The sequence below is a fragment of the Rhizobium sp. Root1204 genome, from assembly GCF_001424965.1.
Classification (GTDB): domain Bacteria; phylum Pseudomonadota; class Alphaproteobacteria; order Rhizobiales; family Rhizobiaceae; genus Pararhizobium.
On the sequence record NZ_LMCZ01000003.1, the window covers coordinates 13076 to 32420 of the forward strand.

Here is a 19345-nt window from a genome sequence, read left to right on the forward strand (position 1 = left end):
TCTACTTGATATACCAGCCCCACGGCTTGTCCGTGACGTATTTGGTGATCTGCTTGGTCTCGAGATAGTTTTCCAGTCCCCAGCGTCCGAGTTCGCGACCGATGCCGGATTCCTTGTAGCCGCCCCAGGGCGCTTCCGTGAAGGTCGGCTGCGAACAGTTGATCCAGACGATGCCCGCCCGGAAGGCCGCGGCCACGCGCTCGGCGCGGATGTCATCCTTCGACATGACGGCGGCGGCAAGTCCGAAGCGGGAGTCGTTCGCCAGATCGATCGCCTCCTCTTCCGTCTTGAACGGCTTGACGCACACGACCGGACCGAAGATCTCCTCCACCCAGGCGTCGCTGTCGAGGGGGACGTCGGTCAGGATTGTCGGGCGAAGATAGTACCCCTTGTCGAAGCCTTCCGGCCGGGTTCCGCCGCATGCAACGATCGCCCCTGCCTTGCTGGCGCCCTCGATCGCGGCGACAACCTGCTCGTGCTGACGCTTGGATACCAGCGGTCCGAGAAGGACGCCGTCATCCATGCCGTTGCCGATCGTGATCTTCTCCGTCTCTTCGATGAGGCGCGCCAGCAGGGCTTCGTAAATCGCTTCATGAACGAGGACACGCGAGGTCGCGGAGCAAACCTGTCCCTGATTCCAGAAGATGCCAAACATGATCCATTCGACCGCCTGCTCGATGTCGACATCGTCGAACACCACAAAGGGCGACTTACCGCCAAGCTCCAGGCTCACACGCTTGATGTCGCGGGCGGCGGCGGCCATGATTTTCGAGCCGACCGGACCCGACCCGGTGAAGGCCAGCTTGTCGACCCCCTTGTGATCGACGATCGCCTGGCCGGCCACCAATCCGGCCCCTGTCACGATGTTCAGTACGCCCGCGGGTAGCCCGATCTCGTCGGCTACGGCGGCAAGTTCGAGCGCTGTGAGCGACGTCTGCTCTGCGGGCTTCAGAACGACCGTGCAACCCGCAGCCAGCGCCGGGGCGACCTTCCAGGCCGCCATCAGCAGGGGATAATTCCAGGGAATGATTGCCCCTGCGACGCCGATCGGCTCCTTGACGGCCTTCGAGGTGAAGCGGTCATCAGCAAGCGCGATCACTTCTTCCGCATTTTTGTCGAGTTCCTCGGCAAGGCCTGCATAGAAGTCGAAGCATCCTGCGGCGTCGGCGATGTCCCAATCGGCCTCCGGAAAGGGCTTGCCATTGTCGAGGACCTCCAATTTGGCGATCTCGGACTGCCTGGCCCGGATCCCGTCGGCGATCGCGCGAAGGTATTTGGCTCGCTGCGCCCCGGTCAGTTTGGGCCAGCCATCCCTGTCAAAAGCGCGGCGCGCTGCCTTGACGGCGATGTCGACATCCTCGGCGGTGGCGGCCGAGATCGTCTGGATCAGCTCTTCAGTAGCTGGATTGATGACGTCGCACGTGCCGCCCTTGACAGGCTTGACCCATTGGCCGTCGATGTAGAGTTCGTTGCGCATGTCTTTCCCTTTTGCCTTGATTCTGCGCCGTTCTCAGAAACGGTCGACGCGGTAAGGTTTCATGTCCACGGGCGGGTCGACGCCCGTAATGAGATCGGCCATCAGCCGGCCCGTCGTGGCGGCATAGGTAAGGCCGAGGTGTCCGTGACCTGTTGCGTACCAGACGTTCCGGTGCCTGGCGGAGCCTCCCATGACCGGGACGGTGTCGGGCAATGCCGGTCGATGGCCCATCCATTCCGTCGCCTGTCTCGCCTGAAGGTCTGGCAAGGCTTCCTTCGCGCGCTTCACCAATACCTTCGCACGGCGATAGTCGGGAGGAGCATCGAGGCCGGCCATCTCGACCGTACCGCCGACGCGAATGCCGCCCGCCGTCGGCGTGACCATGAAGGCACGGGCCGGCCAGATGATCGAATGACGCATCGAAACGCCGGGATCCATGATCTGCGTATGGTATCCGCGTTCGGTTTCAAGCGGTATGTGTTCCCCCAGAAGGGCGGAAAGCCGGGCGGTAAATGCGCCGGCAGCGAGAACGATCTTGTCGGCCTTCAGCGCGCGCCCATCGCCCAGCGTCACGGTGGAGACGCTGTCGTCCTGATGATCGAAACCTTCAACCGCGCCCCGCACAATGACGCCACCCAGAAACCGGAATTTCTCCGTCAGGGCAATCACCAGCTTGTAGGGATCGGCGACGGACCGGTTGTCGGGAAAGAGCACGGCCTTGCCGATCTTCCTCGTCAGCGCCGGCTCAAGGTCCCGAATGGCGTTGCCGCCGAGGATCTCATGCCTGAACCCGAACCGCTTGAGGATTTCGATATGCTGGCGGTCGGCGCGGAATTCGGCTTCGTCCGTGTAGAGGCTCAGGCACCCTTCGGCGCTCAGCATGTGTTCGAGCCCGGTTTCCTTCAACAGGGCGTCAAGGTCCTCGTACACGCGCCCGCACAGCGCGGCGCCCGCCGATTCCAGCTCCCGCAGCTTTGACGGGCGACTGGCTGCCAGGAACCGCAGGAACCATGGCAGAAGCTTTGGCATATATCCCGGCCGGACGCGGACAGGGCCTTCCGGATCGAGGAGCCACTTCGGCATCTGCGCCCATATGCCAGGGCGCGAAGCGGGCATGAACTCGGTCACCGCAATGCTCGCCATGTTGCCATAGGATGCGCCTCTGCCGGGCTCATCCCTGTCCAGGAGGGTGACGGTCTCGCCGCGGCGCTGGAGTTGGTAGGCAATGGTGGTGCCGATAATTCCGGCACCAACGACCATGATGGATGACACGACCAACCTCGCAAAAAATGGGGAAAGGGCGACAGGCGCCGCCCCGAGTTCTACCAGTTGAGAATGGGTTGCATGGCCGTCTTGAACTCGGCCTTTTCGTCGGCGGACAGTTCGCCGAGCGGGGCACGGCAGTTTCCGACCGGCAGGCCTTGAAGCTCGCAGCCATACTTGACCTTTTGCACGAACTTGCCACTCTCGAGGATGTTCATCGCGCGATAGAGCACGACCATCTTGTCGCGCGCCTTTTCCAGATCGCCCGAGCGGAAGGTCCTGTCGAGATCGACACATGCCTTCGCCATGCAGTTCGCCGGGCCGCAAATCCATGCGTTAGCACCCCAGAACATGAAATCGAGCGCGATATCGTCGGACCCGGAGATAAGATCGATGCGGCCCTTGTAGCGGGCGTGAATGTCGATCGCGCGCTGAAGCGACCCCGAACTCTCCTTGATGCCAAGCACACGCGGATCATCGGCGAGCGCGTCGAGGATGTCGAAGCCGATCTCGACGCCGTCCTTGTAGGGATAACTGTAGAGAACAAGATTGACGTCGGTCTCGTCGAGCACCGTGCGGAAGTGGGCAAGCAACTCCTCCTGCGTCGGACGCGTGTAGAAGGGGGTAGCCAAAAGGACGGTGTCGTATCCAATCTCCTTGGCGCGCAACGTGTTCTCGATGACCTCACGTGTTGCCGGCGCATTGGTGCCGGCGATCAGGGCCTCGCCTTCATTGGCGAAGCCCTTGACGAATTTGAGGACCTCGTCGCGCTCGACGTTCGAAAGCGCGGAGTATTCCCCCGTCGAACCCATCGGCACCCAGCCAGTGACGCCGGCGGCGCGCAGGGAGGTCAGGTGCTTTTCGAAGGCTTTGAAATCGACCTTGCCGTTCGCGTCGAACGGAGTGATGAGCGCGGGCATGACGCCGGACAGTTTCATGGAAGTCTCCTGTATTGAATCGATTGCGATTAGATTGCGAGTTTCCTGAGGATCCGGCTCTCGATGACCGAGACCGCGCGGGTCAAAGGAAAAGCGATGACGAAATAAATCAAGGCGACGACCGTCAGGACTTCGACGGGACGTGCCGTACTGCTCGAAATATTCTGACCGACGAACATCAGGTCAGCCATGCCGACGGCTGAAACGAGGGCACTCTCCTTGAACAGGCTGACACAATTGGAAAGCAGCGTGGGGACCGCACGCAGCACAGCCTGGGGCAGGATGACGTTGAGCACCTGCGTGTTCTGCGGCAGGCCGAGTGCAACGCAGGCGTCAAATTGTTCCGGGCCGATCGCCTTGAGGCTCGCACGGAACGTCTCGCTTGTGATCGCGCCCATATACAATGCCAGTGCAATGATGCCTGACGTAAGGTTCGAGAGCTCTACGCCGAGGACAAGCGGCAGGCAGAAGAAAATCCAGAAAAGCTGGATGAGCACGGGCGTGCCACGGAAGAATTCGACGTAGATGCCGGATATGGCACGGAGACCGATGTTTCCAGACGTTCGAGCAAGGCCGACCAGGAAACCGAGCGAGCAGCCCAGCACGATGCAGATCGCCGTCAGCTTCAGTGTCGTCCAGAGCCCGAGCAAAAGCGCATGTTCGAAGCGGAAAAGTATCGAAAAATCGAGTGTCATGGTGGCCTCCTAGCTAACGAGTTGCTGGCGGCGGCGCTCAAGCAGACCGACGATTTGGGTGACTGGAAAAGATACTGCGAAGTAGATCAGGGCGACCACGGTGAATGTCTCGATGGGTCGGTATGTTTCGGTCGCCAGGTATTTTCCCTGGTACATGAGGTCCTGGATCGCAACGATGGCGACCAGCGCGCTCTGCTGGAAGATCACGATGCCGTTCGTCAGAAGGACAGGCACGGAAGCGCGGAATGCCGTCGGAAATACAATATGCACGATCCGCTGCAAGGGATTGAGACCGAGCGCTATGCCCGCATCGAGCTGTTCGCGGGGGACCGCCTGGATCGAGGCCCGGTACGCCTCGGCGTTGAACGCCATGAGATTGAGGCCGAGTGCCAATATGCCCATTGTTATCGGATCGAGAAAAACATCGAACAGCATCGGCACGCAATAGAAGATCCAGACGATCTGAACGATGGCCGGGGTGCAACGAAAGAATTCGACGAAAAGCATGAAGGGCAGCTGAACGATCCGGAGCGGACTCATGATCAGAAGCGCGAGACCGAAACCGAGGACGATCCCGATCAGATTGGCCGCCGCCGTCAGCTCCAGCGACACCCACAGCCCTTTAAGGAGTGGGGCAAACGACACGGAATTGAAATCGAACGTATAGTCCATCGGTCGCCTCCTACTGCTTGATATGAAAGACGCGGTCGATGAATTCCTTCGTGCGCTCCTCCTTCGGAGCGCCAAGCACCTGTTCCGGCGGTCCGTCCTCGACAACAACCCCGCCGGCACAGAAGATCACGCGCGATGCAATATTCCTGGCAAACCACATGTCATGGGTCACGATCATCATTGGCATGTTCTGGGCGGCGAGTTGCAGGATGACCTGCTCGACCTCGCTGACGAGTTCCGGGTCGAGAGCCGACGTTACCTCATCAAACAGCATGAGCTTAGGATCGAGCATCAGCGCACGGGCAATGGCGACGCGCTGCTTCTGCCCGCCGGAGAGTTGTGCGGGATAAGCCATGGCCTTGGCGCCGAGGCCGAACCGGTCGAGCAAGGACTGCGCACGCGCCTCGGCCTTTGCCCTGGGCTCCCCGCGAACCTTGCAAGGGGCGAGAACGAGATTCTGGACGACGTTCAGATGCGGGAAAAGGGTATAATGCTGAAACACCATCCCGATCGAGCGGCGGACGTCCGTGTCGATTGACGTCTTCCTGTCAGCTGCCTCCGAAGAAATGTAGGGCTTGCCATCGAAGCTGATTGATCCGCTGTCGATTTTCTCAAGGCCCATCATCACCCTGAGCAATGTGCTTTTGCCGCCGCCGCTCGGGCCTATGACAACGACACGCTCCCCCGGTTTCATTTCGATGTCGATGCCCTTGAGAACCTGGACAGCACCGTCGCCGTAGCTTTTGTGAAGCGCCTGCATTTTGACGAGGGGAAGGCTGAAAGACATGGTCATGGCCGATCTCGGTTTTCAAAGAGAAAAAGGAAGCGCCGGCGACGAACGCCGACGCCCGCAACTTACTTTGCTCCAGCGAGGACTTCGTCGACAGCCTTGTGGATCAGCTCCTCGACGTGGCCGGTGGCGACTTTCTCTTCCAGGAAAATGTTCACGACATCGACGTCTGCTGCCGACAGATCGTGCGGCAAGCCAAAGGCGACACCCTGCTTGGCGAGCGCCGGCGTCGGGTTCATGGCAACCGCCCAGTCAGGATTGGACTGGGTGAAGAGCTGGTTGGTGTCGGAGGCATCGACCAGGATGTCGGCTCGCTTCGACGTTACCGCCAGGCGCGTTTCATCATTGCCGGGCAGGCGCATGATGGTCGCGGTCTTCACCGCCGCTGAAATTGCCTTGTCCTGTGCCGTTCCCGACATGACGGCAAGCGTCACGCCTTCCTTGTCGATGTCGGCGACGGTGGCAGCGCCGGCAGGGATCTTCGGGTTGTCTTTATTGTAGGCGAGCGAGATCTGGTACTCCATCGCCGGGACGGAGAATTGTACGGCCATGGCACGCGCCGGCGTGCGGTTCAGCGCAAGCGAGACATTCCATTTGCCGGCCTGAAGACCGGCAACGATGTTGTCCCAAGTCGTATCGACAAATTCCGGCTTGACCTTCAGCGCGTCCGCGAACTCCTTGCACAGGTCGGCGAAGAAGCCGGAATACTCGCCGGTTGCCGGATCACGCATGACGTAGGGAGGAGCGACAGCGGCACCACATTTGAGAACTCCAGCTTTCTGAACGCCCTGCCAATAACCTTCGGCCGTCTGGGCGAGAGCTGTAGTTCCTGAAAGACTTACCATCAGAGCGAGCGCGGGCGTCGCCCGCAAGGCGGACGTTATCAACTTCGAAAGCATCGGCATTCCTCTTTTGCTGTGCGCAAAGCGCGCGGGTTCCACTCGTCGGCTTCAGCCGTTTCTTTTGCTTTTCGTGTCGGCTTGGTGTCGACTGAGCAATATGTGTCAACAGCGTGTCGACAAAGTCAAGCGGAAAAATTACATTGCCCGAGCTGGGAATTTCTGGCCCAATGGCCCAACTGCGAAGGAAAGGGACTTAAGTGTCTGACGAGTCTGAAGTGAAACGGGTCCGGGGTACCGGTTGGAAAAGCGTATACGACACGCTTCGCAACGAGATTCTTGCGCTGGCCCTTCCCCCTGGCCAACTGCTGGACGAGACGACGTTGGCAGCGCGGTTCGACATGTCGCGGTCACCTGTTCGCGAGGCGCTGATCCGGCTCGGGGCAGACGAACTGGTCGTCACGCTGTCGAACCGAAGCACAATCGTCGCACCGATCGAGGTTGCGACGTTTCCAAAATATGTCGAGGCCCTCGATATCGCCCAGCGCATGAATACGCGGCTGGCGGCGGCCCTTAGAACCGACGCGGACCTCAAGGTAATTGCAAAGCGTGACAAGGCATTCGCAGCCGCGGTCAAGACAGGCAATCATCTGGCGATGTCGGAGGCCAACAAGGATTTCCATATGGCGATCGCCTACGCTGGCAAGAACCAGTATCTGGCCTCGTTTTACGACAAGCTGCTCTCCCAGGGGCAACGCATGCTGCACCTGCATTTCGAGTACCTGGAGCGGACCCACGAGGGCTACCTTCTGACAGACGAGCATAGTCAAATGCTGGACGCAATCCGCGACCGGAATGTGGATCTTGCCGACGAACTCGCACATGCCCACACCCGCCAGTTCCAGGATAACTTCATCAACTTCATGCGCGAGAATTATACGACCGACGTAGCGCTTGGCCCATTGCGCGCGGCGGAGTAGATCATGACAATGAAAAGCATCGGATTCGTTGGAACCGGAGCAATCACCGAGGCGATGGTCAGAGGTATCTTGGCCGAGCCGGCCTATGTGTCGGAAATTTTTGTCTCACCTCGCAACGCCGACATCGCGACAAGGCTCGCGGTTGAATTCAACGCCGTCCAGATTGCGAGCGATAACCAGGCTGTAATCGATCGAACCGATGTCGCAATTCTTGCCATACGCCCTCAAATCGCAGAGGAGGTGTTGACGGGGCTCACTTTCAGGAGTGGTCAATCAGTCATTAGCGTCGTTGCGGCGACAGAACGCCAAAGTCTCCTTCAATGGATCGGCGCTGACGTCCATCTCGTACAGGCCATACCGTTACCCTTCGTGGCGGACCGGCAAGGCGTCACGGCGCTCTATCCTCCCGACGAGGCGGCAGCGGAATTGTTCGACACGCTTGGCCGTGCCATCCAGTGCAATTCCGTCAAGGAATACGATCTCCTTGCTGCAGCAAGCGCACTGATGTCGACCTACTTCGGATTCATGGAAATCGCAGTTGACTGGTTGGAAAAGAACGGCCTGGAAAGGGCGAAAGGACAGACCTTCCTTGCACCACTATTTCACGGTCTCGCCCTGCGGGCAGACCAGCCTGACATAGTGTCGTTCGAAGCTCTGAGCAGGGAGTTCGCGACAAAGGGCGGACTGAACGAGCAGGTCCTTTCGCAGTTCGGCGGTTCCGGCGGCCGCGACGCGCTCTGGTCCGCGTTGGACTCTGTCCTGGCTCGAATCGAAAGGGCCAAGCCCCGCTAACCGGCTGCGACAAGGAGCCGCCGGGGTAGTGTCGCTGATCACCTACGCCTTGAAGGGATGCGAACCGGCGGCCACGCGTCGTCCTTATCTGGAATCCCGCATTTTCACCCTGATCACGTCGCAGTGCAGCGACGCTTCGATCGAAAGGACGCAGTCGCTTGTTGAAAGCGCCCGCGGCTTGCGCCTGTAGCGAGCTTGCTACGCACCAGACACCATCAGCGGTACGGGCAAAACGGTGCTTGCCTCGTCGAGGATGCTGAACGTGTATCTCCCCTCAGGATCGACATTGACTGAGTAGCTCAGGCGGTCGCGTACATGATTGCTTTCGTCGAACGTTAGCACTTTCGGTTTCAATAAAGTAATTCGGCTTTCGTCGAGATAAACCGAGTTGCAAATGATGATCTGATCGCCGGGCTGACAGGTGCGCGCTGCGGCTCCGTTGAGAATGCAGCATCTCGAGCCGCGTTGCCCAAGGATGACGTAAGTGGAGATCCGGGCGCCGGAATTCTTGTTCCAAATCTCCACAAACTCCATGGGCAGGATGCCGGCTTCCTCGCAGTGATCAGGGTCGAGCGTGATTGATCCATGATAATTGAGATTTGCCTCAGTCACGTAAATGCCATGCAGTTTGCCTGCGACCAGCTTTCTCATAATTTCCTCACCGTCACTTTCGTCGGCGCTTTATTAGAGGAAAGCTCACTCCATCGGAAGGCCAAATAGTCAGGCGTAAGTAGAGTTCCCTATGAACGAGCGCATATCATGCCGTCGCCTTTCTGTTGATTCCGGGCGGCCGGCTCACAGCACGCAATCGCCGTGCCACACTGAAATCCCGCGTCTTCACCTTGATCGCATCGAGATGCAGATAAGGATCCACGTTACTCCTCGACCGCGGCCCCTTGGGCAATCCCAGCGGGTCGGGTGCCGGTCCTGCAGGATGCACCGCTCCGGAATATGAAACAACACATCATTGGTGACGACCATTGGAACGCGCGAAGCGGCTGCCATAGTCGACAGTTCATGCAGTCGCATCTGATCGTTCGGCCGGCGACGCAGCGTCAATGCCAGATATGTGTCGAGACACCCGTCCCGGACGGCGCTCAGCCGCGTCAACCTTTCGGCAGATGACGAATTGCGCGGCCACTGGATTGCAGCCTTCCTTGATCCGAGGTGCTGAAATCAGCGGAGTTGATCGCAAGCGCCAGAAGTCCGGCCTGATTGCGCCAACCCCTACAACTCGGGCGATGAGGCCACGAGATAAGCAACACCTTCAAGCCAGGCCAAGTCTGGCCCTTTACGATACAAGCGGTAGGTATGCATGCCAAATCTCAGCAGCTCCGGTGAACGAATTGCGCTCTACACGGCACTGACTTCGCTTAGTGCGATCAGCATCGACACTGTCCTGCCAGCCTTGAGGTCGATCGAGACAGACCTGGGCTCCGGAACCTATTTTTCTCCCCCACATATCGTTTCGCTGTTTGTCGTCGGCATGATCTTCGGCGAGCTTTTGTTCGGTCCCGTTGCAGATCGGCTCGGCCGAAGGAAGGCGATGTTGATTGGCTTGGGCATTTTCATTGTGGGGACATTGTTGGGGGCGATCGCGTCATCGCTTGAGGAAGTTGTCCTCGCGCGTATTATTCAGGGAATTGGCGCGTCCGGCCCCAAGATCGCATGCCGGGCCACAATACGAGACCAGTTTGCGGGCGATCAGATGGCACGCGTGATGTCTTTGATCTTCGGGTTGATGGTGGTCATTCCGATGTTCGGTCCGGCTGTAGGCCAGTTTTTGATGTCATTCTGGAATTGGCGCGCCATCTTCGTGATGTACGCCGTAGCTGCAATCGCCCTCGGAGCATGGGCTGCCTTGCGCCAGCCTGAGACCTTGCCGCCAAATCAGGAGGTCGACAGTCACCCTAGGACTGTGCTCGTCAACATCGGAAAAATAATCAAGAACGGTCGGGTCATGTCGATGACGGTTGCCATAGGCCTGATTTTCGGCGCCGAGCTGGTCTACCTCAGCACAGCGGCCGACCTGTTCTTCGAGGTCTATGGGATCGAGAAACTCTTTCCGGTATATTTTGCAGGGCTTGCGCTGGGGATCGGTATCGCCTGCTTCATCAACGGAATGTTGGTCGAGCGCTTTGGTATGGAAAGCATCACGCGGATTGCGTTGTCGCTATTCTCCCTGTTTTCGCTTCTCCTCCTTGCCGCTAGCGTTTTCTACGACGGCGCGCCACCCCTGTGGATGTACTTCTCTATTCTGTTGGTGGCGTTCTTCTGTCTAGGGCTGCTGTTCGGCAACATGGGAGCCTTGGCGATGGCCTCCCTTGGAAACATTGCGGGTCTGGGTTCATCAATTGTTTCGTCTGGATCAGGCGTCGTGGCCGTTGCTTACGCTTTGGTGATCGGTATGCTCCGCCAATCGCCTCTAACTGCACTTGCTATCGCACTAGCGATAGCTGGTGTCGCGTCCCTACTGCTGGTGGAGTTCGCTCTGAGAGCGGATGCGCAACCGTTGAGCCCGGCCAATCGCAAATGCCTTGCTTGTTGACCGTCCTTTCATGCTCGTTGAAATCGATTGAGCCTTTTCGCAGACAACCCTGTGGCATTCTCAGACCAGAGAAACGTCGCTCTCATACATGGGCGATCCGTGCCGTATCTGCGACGGTGCAACACCGCATACCAAACAGACGGCGCAGTGACATCCGGGTTGTAACCGTTTGGACGCAGCTGAAGCGATGAAACGTCTCGTCGCAACTCACATCCTGACCCAACACTCATGCCCGCCTCATGTCAAAAGTCGGTTTGGCCGAGCGGATCAATCAAAATGGAAGGTTTGAAAATGACGGATATTTCGGCCGATGCAACGGCTGCGCTCGCACAGGTCAACAGGGGCGAACTCGTCGATCTCGCATGCGACCTTGTTCGAACTCCGAGCGTGAAAGGTGATGAGGCAAAGCTTGCCCACAAGATGGCAAAATGGTTTGAAGAACGCGGTTATGACGTTTGGCTCCATGAACTGGACCACGGCCTCGCGCAAGTCATCGCCACCCTCAAGGGCACCGGGGGTGGCAAGAGCCTGATGTTCAACGGACACCTGGACATCGATCCGGTGACAACCTTTGGCTGGTCACGTGATCCATTCGAACCGCACGTAGACGGAAATCGCCTTTATGGTGCCGGCATCATTAACATGAAGGGTCCGGACGCAAGTTTCATCCATGCTGCCGAGGCTATCCGCAAGTCCGGCGTGAAGCTCAAGGGCGATCTCGTCGTCGCTCTGGTTTGCGGCGAGCTTCAGGGCGGCTACGGCATGGAAGAATTGCTGAACACCGGGTACCGCACCGACATGGCAATCTGCTGCGAACCGTTCGGTACGTGGAACGTTCTGACGATGAATGTCGGCGTCACCACATTCGCAGTCTCAGTCAAAGGCAAAACCGAGCACATCATGTATAAAAAGAATGGCGTCGATGCCATTCAGAAGATGCTCAAGGTCATCCCGGCGATCGACGCGATCGAGTTCACATACGAGTATCGAGCCGACCTGCCGGATGTGCCGGCTGTCCACGTCGGCGCGATTATCGGCGGCCGCGGCGATAACTACAATCTGAAGGGTCCGAACTACGTCTCGGATTATTGCACCGTCCTGGTCGACGTGCGCTTCCTGCCGGGCCAGACCATTGAGACTGTGCGCCAAGACTTCATCCGCGCAATCGACAAGGCGAAGGCACTCGATCCGGAGATAGAATACACTGTCGAAGCGCCGCCGCCGGCTTACTTCGGGACCGGACTGACGCGTGGCCACGAGCCTTTCGAAATATCACCTGATGAGTACATCGTTCAAACGGTGGTAAAGTACCGCTCCCAAGTGATGGGAGAGCCACCTGAACTGGTTGGCGTCCACAATCCTGGCTCCTATTCCGGCGATGACACCTCTCACTTGTGGCGTGCCGGCATTCCTTGCGTTCTGTTCGGCCCTGGTCATCCCAACGGCATCAAGAGTGCTTTCGCAGACGAATTCATGGATATCGACGACATGGAGGCGCATAGCAAGATTCTCGTGCTCACCGCCCTCGAGGTCTGCAACCTCGACGCATAACCCCGTAGATGGCGGCGGTCTCGTAGCTATCCACAACGCCAGCTCGGCGCCCCATATCGGTATATTTGTATGCTGATTTATCACCGAGCTGGCACTCTCGAACACTCCTTCTAAGCGGCATCCTCGGAGTCGTTTTGTCACTCTGGGTCAACTGAACAGTCGCTCTCGTTCATGGTGTCAGCGCCGATCTCTGTCAGACTTCCGCCAACACAACAGGGGTCCAAAAAGGAGACTGGGATGCTTTCGACAAATCGAAGAAATCTATTGAAATCCGGCGCGGCCGTGGGGGCGGCACTGCTTTTGTCCCAGGGCTCGTGGCGCAATGCCGAAGCCCAGGAAGACGGCGTTCTTCGGATGGCCTGGTCGGGATCAGCCCAAATCCTGGACCCGGCAGCCCAGAACCTGCTGGATGAATTCCAGTTCACTCGCCTGGTGTATGAAACATTGACAGAAATGGGACCGGATTTCATCCCGAAGCCTCTTCTGGCCACTGAGTGGAGCGCCAGCGAAGACGGGCTCACCTGGACCTTCAAGCTGACGCCTGACGCCAAATTCCACTCCGGAAAACCGCTAACTTCCGCTGACGTGGTATACACCTACTCGCGGCTTACTGACCCCAAGACAGCGCTCGTCGGAACGAGCTTCTTCGATGCAATCGCCAAGGTGACCGCGTCCGACCCGCATTCCGTTGTATTTACACTGAAGTACCCCTACGCAGACCTTCTGACGGCCCTGGCGGGCAACTACGGCTCGATCATTCCGGACGGATCGACAAAAGAAAGCCTGTCGACGAAACCCGATGGAACAGGCCCCTTTGTCATGGCCGAGTTCGTTCCTGGCGCAAGGATTGTCTACAAAGCAAACAGGAACTATCGCACTCCCGGCGCAATCGGTCTGTCGGAGATCAGGCAGGAGACCATCGCACAGGGAAATGCGCAGGTTTCGTCGTTGACTGCCGGGGAGGTAGACCTGATCAATCAGGTGTCCCCGCAGCTAGTTCCGTCCCTGGAGGGACAGACGGATGTAACGCTCCTGAAAACTCCGGGAGCGGGCTTCCACAGCATTTATATCAACACGTCGGATGAACGCTTTGCCAAGTCGCAGGTCCGCGAAGCAATGAGGCTAGTCATGGACCGGCCGGCCCTCGCCCAGATTGCCTACTCCGGGCTCGGAGAACCATCTGCGGACAATGTCATTCTGTCCTCGAGCCCCTATTTCGATGCGGCAGTCGTTCCGCCCGAAGTGAACATCGAGAAAGCGAAGACTCTTCTCGCCGAGGCGGGTTATCCTTCCGGTTTCGAGGCGAACATTTATACAACGGCCGAACGCTACGGCCTCCAACAGATGGCTGTTGCCTTTGCTGCGATGGTTGGCCAGATCGGGATCAATCTGAAGATCGTGACCTGGACGAACGGCGACCTCGGCACACAGGCCTATCGACAGAAGGAACTCGTCACGTTCTACTGGACGCTGCAGTCTGGAGCAGACGCTTCTATTGCCCCATTCTATGAGTCCAACGGTTCCTACAATGGCGGAAAGAGCACTGCACCTTTCTTCTCCGATCCGGAGATCGATAAGCTCATCCTGGCAGGCAAGGCGGAGCTTGATGAAAACAAGCGCAAGCAGATTTACTCGTCATTGCAGAAAATCATCGCCGATCGCGGGTACATTCTAGTGCCTTATGAAATTCCTCTTGTGGTCGCCGTGTCCGATCGCCTGAAGAATTTCCATGCGTTTCCGCGCGGGTTCCACGACTTCAAATACGTCACTTTGTCGTAATTCTCGGCGGCCGGAAAATGCTTAGATTCACTCTTCGTAGGCTGGTGTCGCTTGTCGGCACTCTGCTGACGATATCACTGCTGATCTACCTCGCGGGGTCTGCGCTGCCGAACGACGCGGCGCAGATGCAGCTCAACGTTTATGCGAATGACGCCAACTTGGCTGTCCTTCGTGAGCAATTGGGGCTGAATCTGCCCCTTTGGCAACGTTACCTGATGTGGCTGCGCCATGCTCTGAGCGGAGACCTGGGAACTTCACTGAGTTTCCATTCTCCGATCGGACCGTTGGTCTTCGCACGCTTATGGCAGAGCGCGATACTCGCGTTCGGCGCGATGTTGGTCAGCGTTCCGCTAGCCATTCTTCTGGGGACGCTCTCGGGCATCTATCGTAATCGTTTTCCCGATTATGCAATGACGGGCGTCGGACTATTGGGGGTATCCGTTCCAGAGTTCGTCTGGGGCGTTCTCCTGATCCTGCTGTTTGCGGATACCCTGCATCTGTTGCCGCCGACCAGTATCAGCAGGGGTTCGCCGTTGTACACGCCACGGGTTCTGGTTCTTCCTATCCTTACGTTGACCTTCCTCACGCTCGCCCAGGTCGGCAGGCTAATGCGATCCGGGGTTGTCTCGACTCTGCGTGAGGATTTTGTCCGGACGGCTCGTCTCAAAGGAGCCGGCGAGAGACAGACGATTTTCCGTCACGTTTTGCCAAACGCGATCGCGCCGGCGATCAGCGCGATCGGACTTAACTTCGGATGGATGTTCGGAAGTCTGGCCGTCGTTGAGACGCTGTTCTCATACCGTGGGTTGGGCGAACTGATTGTGTTTTCCGTTCAGAACCGAGACATACCGCTCCTGCAGGCCGCAGTCCTTGTGGTCGCGCTTATCGTGTGCCTCGGCAATTTGATCGCCGACCTCGTCATAATCGGACTCGATCCGCGCCTTAGGAAATCACTCAATGGTTGATCACACTTCAAGCCTCGACGTGGTACCAAGCCGTCGCTTCAAGCTTCCTCGGCAAATGAGCGTCCCGGCATACGTCGCAATTCTTGCGCTGCTGGTGGTCGTGATCGCAATTGTCGTGGGTCCGTTCCTCTCTCCATACGGAGCGGCACAGATCAATCCGATGGATGCTCTGCAGGGTCCGTCATGGAGGCACTGGCTGGGAACGGACCAGTTCGGTCGAGACATCCTCACCCGCATAAGTGTCGGCGGCGGAGCCACTTTGGGCCTGGCGCTGATTTGTACTGTCGCCTCGATGACCTTCGGCACTGCGATAGGACTTGTATGCGGCTACTACGGCGGTGCGGTAGATCAAGTGCTTATGCGTTTGATGGACGTCATTCTAGCAGTACCAGCGCTCTTGATCGCACTGCTGATCCTCGCCGCTTTCGGCAGTAGCATGCCTACGCTCGTCGGCGCGATCACCGTGATGTTCATCCCACCGGTTTCGCGGGTGGCCAGGACCGCCGCGATGCGTGTTGCGCATCTTGCCTACGTCGATGCGGCACGTGTCCGACGTGAAAGCTCGGTCGGCATCATGGTCCTGGAACTTCTCCCGAACATGCTTCCTGTATTGGCTGTAGAGGCAGGGATACGTCTCAGCTACACGATCCTCAACCTTGCCTCGCTCGGTTTTCTGGGCCTCGGAGTTCAGCCACCTACACCTGACTGGGGCCTGATGATCAGCGAGGGCAGCGCCAATCTTACGACCGCCCCTTGGGTCGTTGCGGGACCCGCGGCAGCCATTGTGATCCTTGTTCTTTCTGTAAACATCCTACTTGATGAGTTCGCAAACTGATGTCGTACAATAGCGCCGCGAAGGAACCAGCTGTAGAAATTCGCAATCTGAGTATTCGCTACAGAGGCTCGAACGGGCTTGCGATAGAGGGTCTGTCGCTGACGTTGGAACCAGGGGAATGCCTGGGGATCGTCGGGGAGTCCGGCTCAGGAAAATCCACCGCCGGACTGGCGATAATGGGATATCTCCCCGCCAGTGCCGAAATCCTGTCCGGTGAAGTCCTGGTAGCAGGCTCCGACGTCACCAAGCTGGACCGTCGCAAACGCCGCGAGCTTCGGGGCCGTCGGATATCGATGGTCTATCAAAGCCCGATGACCGCCCTAAACCCATTGATGACCGTCGGCGATCAAGTCGCCGAGGCCCTGACCGTTCATGGTCACTCAAAGGCGCAAGCGCACCAGGCGACGGTGCGGTTGTTTGAGCAGGTGCGAATGCCTGATCCGGCAGACATCGGCCGTCGCTATCCTCACCAGCTCTCGGGCGGCCAGCTGCAGCGTGTGGTTATCGCCATGGCTCTGTCTTGCAAACCCGATCTCATCATCATGGATGAGCCGACCACGGGGCTCGACGTCACGACGGAAGCAGCAATCCTCAGCCTGATTGACGACCTGAGACGAGAAACCGGCACCGCAATTCTGCTCATCAGCCATAACCTGGGCCTGGTGGCGAAGCATGCGGACCGGGTTGCGGTGATGCTCAAAGGATGCGTTGTGGAGCAAGCGTCGGCTCGCGAGCTTTTCGCGAACCCGACCCACGAATATACGCGTGCGCTCCTGGAAGCCGTTCCTAAGATCGCCGAACCGAAAGGTGGAAGGGTTTCCACCGTGAAGGATGGTGCGGCCCCTACCCCGAAGGAAACGGTCCTTGGCATTCGATCACTGAACGTCACGTTTCCCGCCCGCCGCAGCAACAATGACAGCCCCAAAATATTCAAGGCATTGGATCACGTTGATCTAGACCTCCACAAGGGTGAGATTCTGGCGATCGTCGGCGAGAGCGGTTCCGGGAAAACCACTCTGAGCAGGGTTGTGGCGGGTCTGCATCGCCCCGACTTCGACAGCCGAATTGACCTTCGGCCCTCTTCAACCGCCTCATCTGATGTCGCGATGGTCTTCCAAGACCCGACAAGCACCCTGAACCCCGCGAGAACAATCGGTTGGACACTGAAGCGCACCCTTGCTTCGGCGGGCGTTGCGCGCGACGAAAGGGCGGATCGAGCGGCGAAGCTGCTCGAGGATGTGAAATTGCCAGCCCATTATATGTCCAGGCTGCCTCGCGAGTTGTCGGGCGGGGAAAGGCAGAGGGTAAGCATTTCCCGGGCGTTGGCACAGAATCCGTCGGTATTCATCCTTGATGAACCGACGTCTGCGTTGGACGTATCGGTTCAGAAATCTGTCTTGAATCTCCTGCTGGAGCTACGAGACAGGTACGAACTTTCGATCTTGTTTGTAACGCATGACCTTGGCGTCGTTCGCTACATCGCTGACAGGATCGCGGTTCTCTACCGGGGTGAGTTGGTCGCAGTTGGTGATGTCGAGGAGGTCTTCGAAAAACCCGATCATCCATACGTAAGCCAGCTGATCAACGCCAGCATGGCCAATCAGATGCCGCGTCGCGACGAGCTGGTTGCCTAAACTCGCCCCTAAGAAACTCAAATTGAAAGGCATGAACCATGTCCGATAATTCGGCCGTTGCAACGGCTGCGCTTGCGCACATCGACCGAGATGAGCTGGTTGACCTCGCTAGCGAGCTAATCCGCGTCCCGACCGTGAAAGGCGATGAGGCCAAGTTAGCGCGTACCATGGCAAAGTGGTTCGAGGAACGCGGCTATGAGGTATGGCTACAAGAACTCGACCATGGCCTGGCACAGGTCATCGCAACTCTCAAAGGCTCGGGTGGAGGCAAGAGCCTGATGTTCAACGGGCACCTGGACATCGATCCGGTAACAACCTTCGGCTGGTCACGCGATCCATTCGAGCCATTTGTTGACGGCAACCGTCTCTATGGTGCCGGCGTCATCAACATGAAGGGTCCAGACGCGAGCTTCATTCATGCTGCAGAGGCGGTTCGCAAATCCGGCGTGAAGCTTAAGGGCGATCTCGTTGTCGCCTTGGTCTGCGGCGAACTTCAGGGCGGCTATGGCACTCAGGAACTGCTGAAAACCGGGTTCCGCACCGACATGGCGATTTGCTGTGAGCCGTTCGGCACCTGGAACGTCCTGACGATGAACGTCGGCGTCGCGAAATTCGCAGTTTCAGTGAAAGGCAAGACTGAGCATATCATGTACAAAAAGAATGGTGTCGACGCCATTCAGAAGATGCTCAAGGTCATCCCGGCCATCGATGCGATCGAGTTCACGTACGAATATCGTGCCGACCTGCCGGATGTGCCGGCCGTGCACGTCGGTGCGATCATCGGCGGTCGCGGAGATAACTACAATCTCAAGGGCCCAAACTACGTGTCGGACTATTGCACTGTCTTGTGCGACGTGCGTTTCCTCCCTGGTCAGACGATCGACACGGTCCGCGAAGACTTCATCCGCGCAATCGACAAGGTGAAGGCACTCGATCCGGAAATCGACTACGTGGTTGAGGTGCCACCACCGCCGTTCTTCCGGACCAGCCTGACCCGCGGCCACGAGCCTTTTGAAATATCGGCCGACGAGTACATCGTCCAGACGGTGGTGAAATACCGCACCCAAGTGATGGGAGAGCCACCTGAACTGGTCGGCGTCCACAACCCGGGCTCCTACTCCGGTGACGATACGTCCCACCTTTGGAAGGCCGGCATTCCCTGCGTTCTGTTTGGCCCTGGTCATCCCAACGGGATCAAGAGCGCTTTTGCTGACGAGTTCATGGACATCGACGACATGGTAGCGCACAGCAAGATTCTCGTGCTCACTGCGCTCGAAATCTGCAATCTCCAGGTCTGATCTGGTCGTGGAATCGATGTATCCCGGCCCGCTGGGCCGGGATCGCTTCTGCATACAGACGTAAGAATGCGATGGCTTTCTAGCCGCCACTTCGTTTTGATTGCGATCAGAGCGCTCAGCCTTTAGCAGCGGGCAGCAATCAGTCTGCTCGCGTATACCCACCAGACCGATGGCGCACATCCCAAAATCGGAAACCCGATTATCAAGGCCGACTCCGGCGTTCGGCACCAACCACCCGACAACACGAGCACAGAGAGAGCTGCGAACGCCCCAACAGCGTACCCGGTCA

Annotated in this window: 18 protein-coding genes; 10 read left to right on the forward strand and 8 right to left on the reverse strand. The window is 58.2% G+C overall.

Features of this window, described 5'->3' with window-relative positions:
• Position 1: 1 nt before the first annotated feature.
• From ASC96_RS04590 to ASC96_RS04620, 7 genes are all read right to left on the reverse strand, one after another.
• Positions 2–1477 carry an aldehyde dehydrogenase family protein gene (locus tag ASC96_RS04590; protein WP_060501858.1) on the reverse strand — a complete coding sequence of 492 codons (1476 nt, stop codon included), beginning with the start codon at positions 1475–1477 and terminating at the stop codon, positions 2–4.
• Between the two features lie 33 nt (positions 1478–1510).
• Positions 1511–2737 (reverse strand): FAD-dependent oxidoreductase, encoded by a 1227-nt coding sequence (locus tag ASC96_RS04595; RefSeq protein ID WP_156397411.1) that lies wholly within the window; start codon positions 2735–2737, stop codon positions 1511–1513.
• 62 nt (positions 2738–2799) lie between these two features.
• Complete coding sequence (gene dapA / locus ASC96_RS04600; RefSeq protein WP_060501862.1) at positions 2800–3678, reverse strand: 4-hydroxy-tetrahydrodipicolinate synthase; 879 nt, start codon at positions 3676–3678, stop codon at positions 2800–2802.
• 29 nt (positions 3679–3707) lie between these two features.
• The gene (locus tag ASC96_RS04605) at positions 3708–4373 is read right to left on the reverse strand and encodes an amino acid ABC transporter permease (RefSeq protein WP_060501864.1); all 666 of its coding nucleotides are present in this window, start codon (positions 4371–4373) and stop codon (positions 3708–3710) included.
• A 9-nt stretch (positions 4374–4382) separates the two neighbouring features.
• Positions 4383–5045, reverse strand: coding sequence for an amino acid ABC transporter permease (locus ASC96_RS04610; RefSeq protein ID WP_060501866.1), 663 nt, complete (start codon positions 5043–5045; stop codon positions 4383–4385).
• 10 nt (positions 5046–5055) lie between these two features.
• On the reverse strand, positions 5056–5838 hold the full coding sequence (locus tag ASC96_RS04615; RefSeq protein ID WP_060501867.1) for an amino acid ABC transporter ATP-binding protein: 783 nt from the start codon (positions 5836–5838) through the stop codon (positions 5056–5058).
• A 62-nt stretch (positions 5839–5900) separates the two neighbouring features.
• Complete coding sequence (locus ASC96_RS04620; protein WP_060502054.1) at positions 5901–6734, reverse strand: transporter substrate-binding domain-containing protein; 834 nt, start codon at positions 6732–6734, stop codon at positions 5901–5903.
• 200 nt (positions 6735–6934) lie between these two features.
• Between ASC96_RS04620 and ASC96_RS04625 the strand changes: the two genes are divergently transcribed.
• Genes ASC96_RS04625 through ASC96_RS32460 form a run of 3 tightly spaced genes read left to right on the forward strand, consistent with a single transcriptional unit; the run spans position 6935 to position 8636 of the window.
• Positions 6935–7654, forward strand: coding sequence for a GntR family transcriptional regulator (locus ASC96_RS04625; RefSeq protein WP_060501870.1), 720 nt, complete (start codon positions 6935–6937; stop codon positions 7652–7654).
• Between the two features lie 3 nt (positions 7655–7657).
• Positions 7658–8446, forward strand: coding sequence for a pyrroline-5-carboxylate reductase (locus ASC96_RS04630; RefSeq protein WP_060501871.1), 789 nt, complete (start codon positions 7658–7660; stop codon positions 8444–8446).
• A 28-nt stretch (positions 8447–8474) separates the two neighbouring features.
• The gene (locus ASC96_RS32460) at positions 8475–8636 is read left to right on the forward strand and encodes a hypothetical protein (protein WP_156397381.1); all 162 of its coding nucleotides are present in this window, start codon (positions 8475–8477) and stop codon (positions 8634–8636) included.
• An 8-nt stretch (positions 8637–8644) separates the two neighbouring features.
• On the opposite strand, the gene panD is transcribed toward ASC96_RS32460, so the two are convergent.
• Entirely contained in the window at positions 8645–9097 is a 453-nt protein-coding gene (panD, locus tag ASC96_RS04635; protein WP_060501874.1) for an aspartate 1-decarboxylase, read from the reverse strand.
• A 664-nt stretch (positions 9098–9761) separates the two neighbouring features.
• Here panD and ASC96_RS04640 point away from each other — a divergent pair.
• From ASC96_RS04640 to ASC96_RS04670, 7 genes are all read left to right on the forward strand, one after another.
• Complete coding sequence (locus ASC96_RS04640; protein ID WP_060501876.1) at positions 9762–10994, forward strand: MFS transporter; 1233 nt, start codon at positions 9762–9764, stop codon at positions 10992–10994.
• Positions 10995–11285: 291 nt separating this feature from the next.
• On the forward strand, positions 11286–12545 hold the full coding sequence (locus ASC96_RS04645) for a M20 family metallopeptidase (RefSeq protein WP_162246320.1): 1260 nt from the start codon (positions 11286–11288) through the stop codon (positions 12543–12545).
• Positions 12546–12782: 237 nt separating this feature from the next.
• A complete protein-coding gene (locus ASC96_RS04650) occupies positions 12783–14324 on the forward strand; it encodes an ABC transporter substrate-binding protein (protein WP_060501879.1) in 1542 nt (513 codons plus the stop codon).
• A gap of 17 nt (positions 14325–14341) precedes the next feature.
• Positions 14342–15289 carry an ABC transporter permease gene (locus ASC96_RS04655; RefSeq protein WP_060501881.1) on the forward strand — a complete coding sequence of 316 codons (948 nt, stop codon included), beginning with the start codon at positions 14342–14344 and terminating at the stop codon, positions 15287–15289.
• Positions 15282–16124, forward strand: coding sequence for an ABC transporter permease (locus ASC96_RS04660; RefSeq protein WP_082511942.1), 843 nt, complete (start codon positions 15282–15284; stop codon positions 16122–16124). The genes ASC96_RS04655 and ASC96_RS04660 overlap by 8 nt, the downstream gene beginning before the upstream one ends.
• Complete coding sequence (locus ASC96_RS04665; protein WP_060501883.1) at positions 16124–17758, forward strand: ABC transporter ATP-binding protein; 1635 nt, start codon at positions 16124–16126, stop codon at positions 17756–17758. Before ASC96_RS04660 ends, ASC96_RS04665 begins: the two co-directional genes overlap by 1 nt.
• Before the next feature lie 38 nt (positions 17759–17796).
• Complete coding sequence (locus ASC96_RS04670) at positions 17797–19056, forward strand: M20 family metallopeptidase (protein ID WP_060501885.1); 1260 nt, start codon at positions 17797–17799, stop codon at positions 19054–19056.
• Positions 19057–19345: the final 289 nt, after the last annotated feature.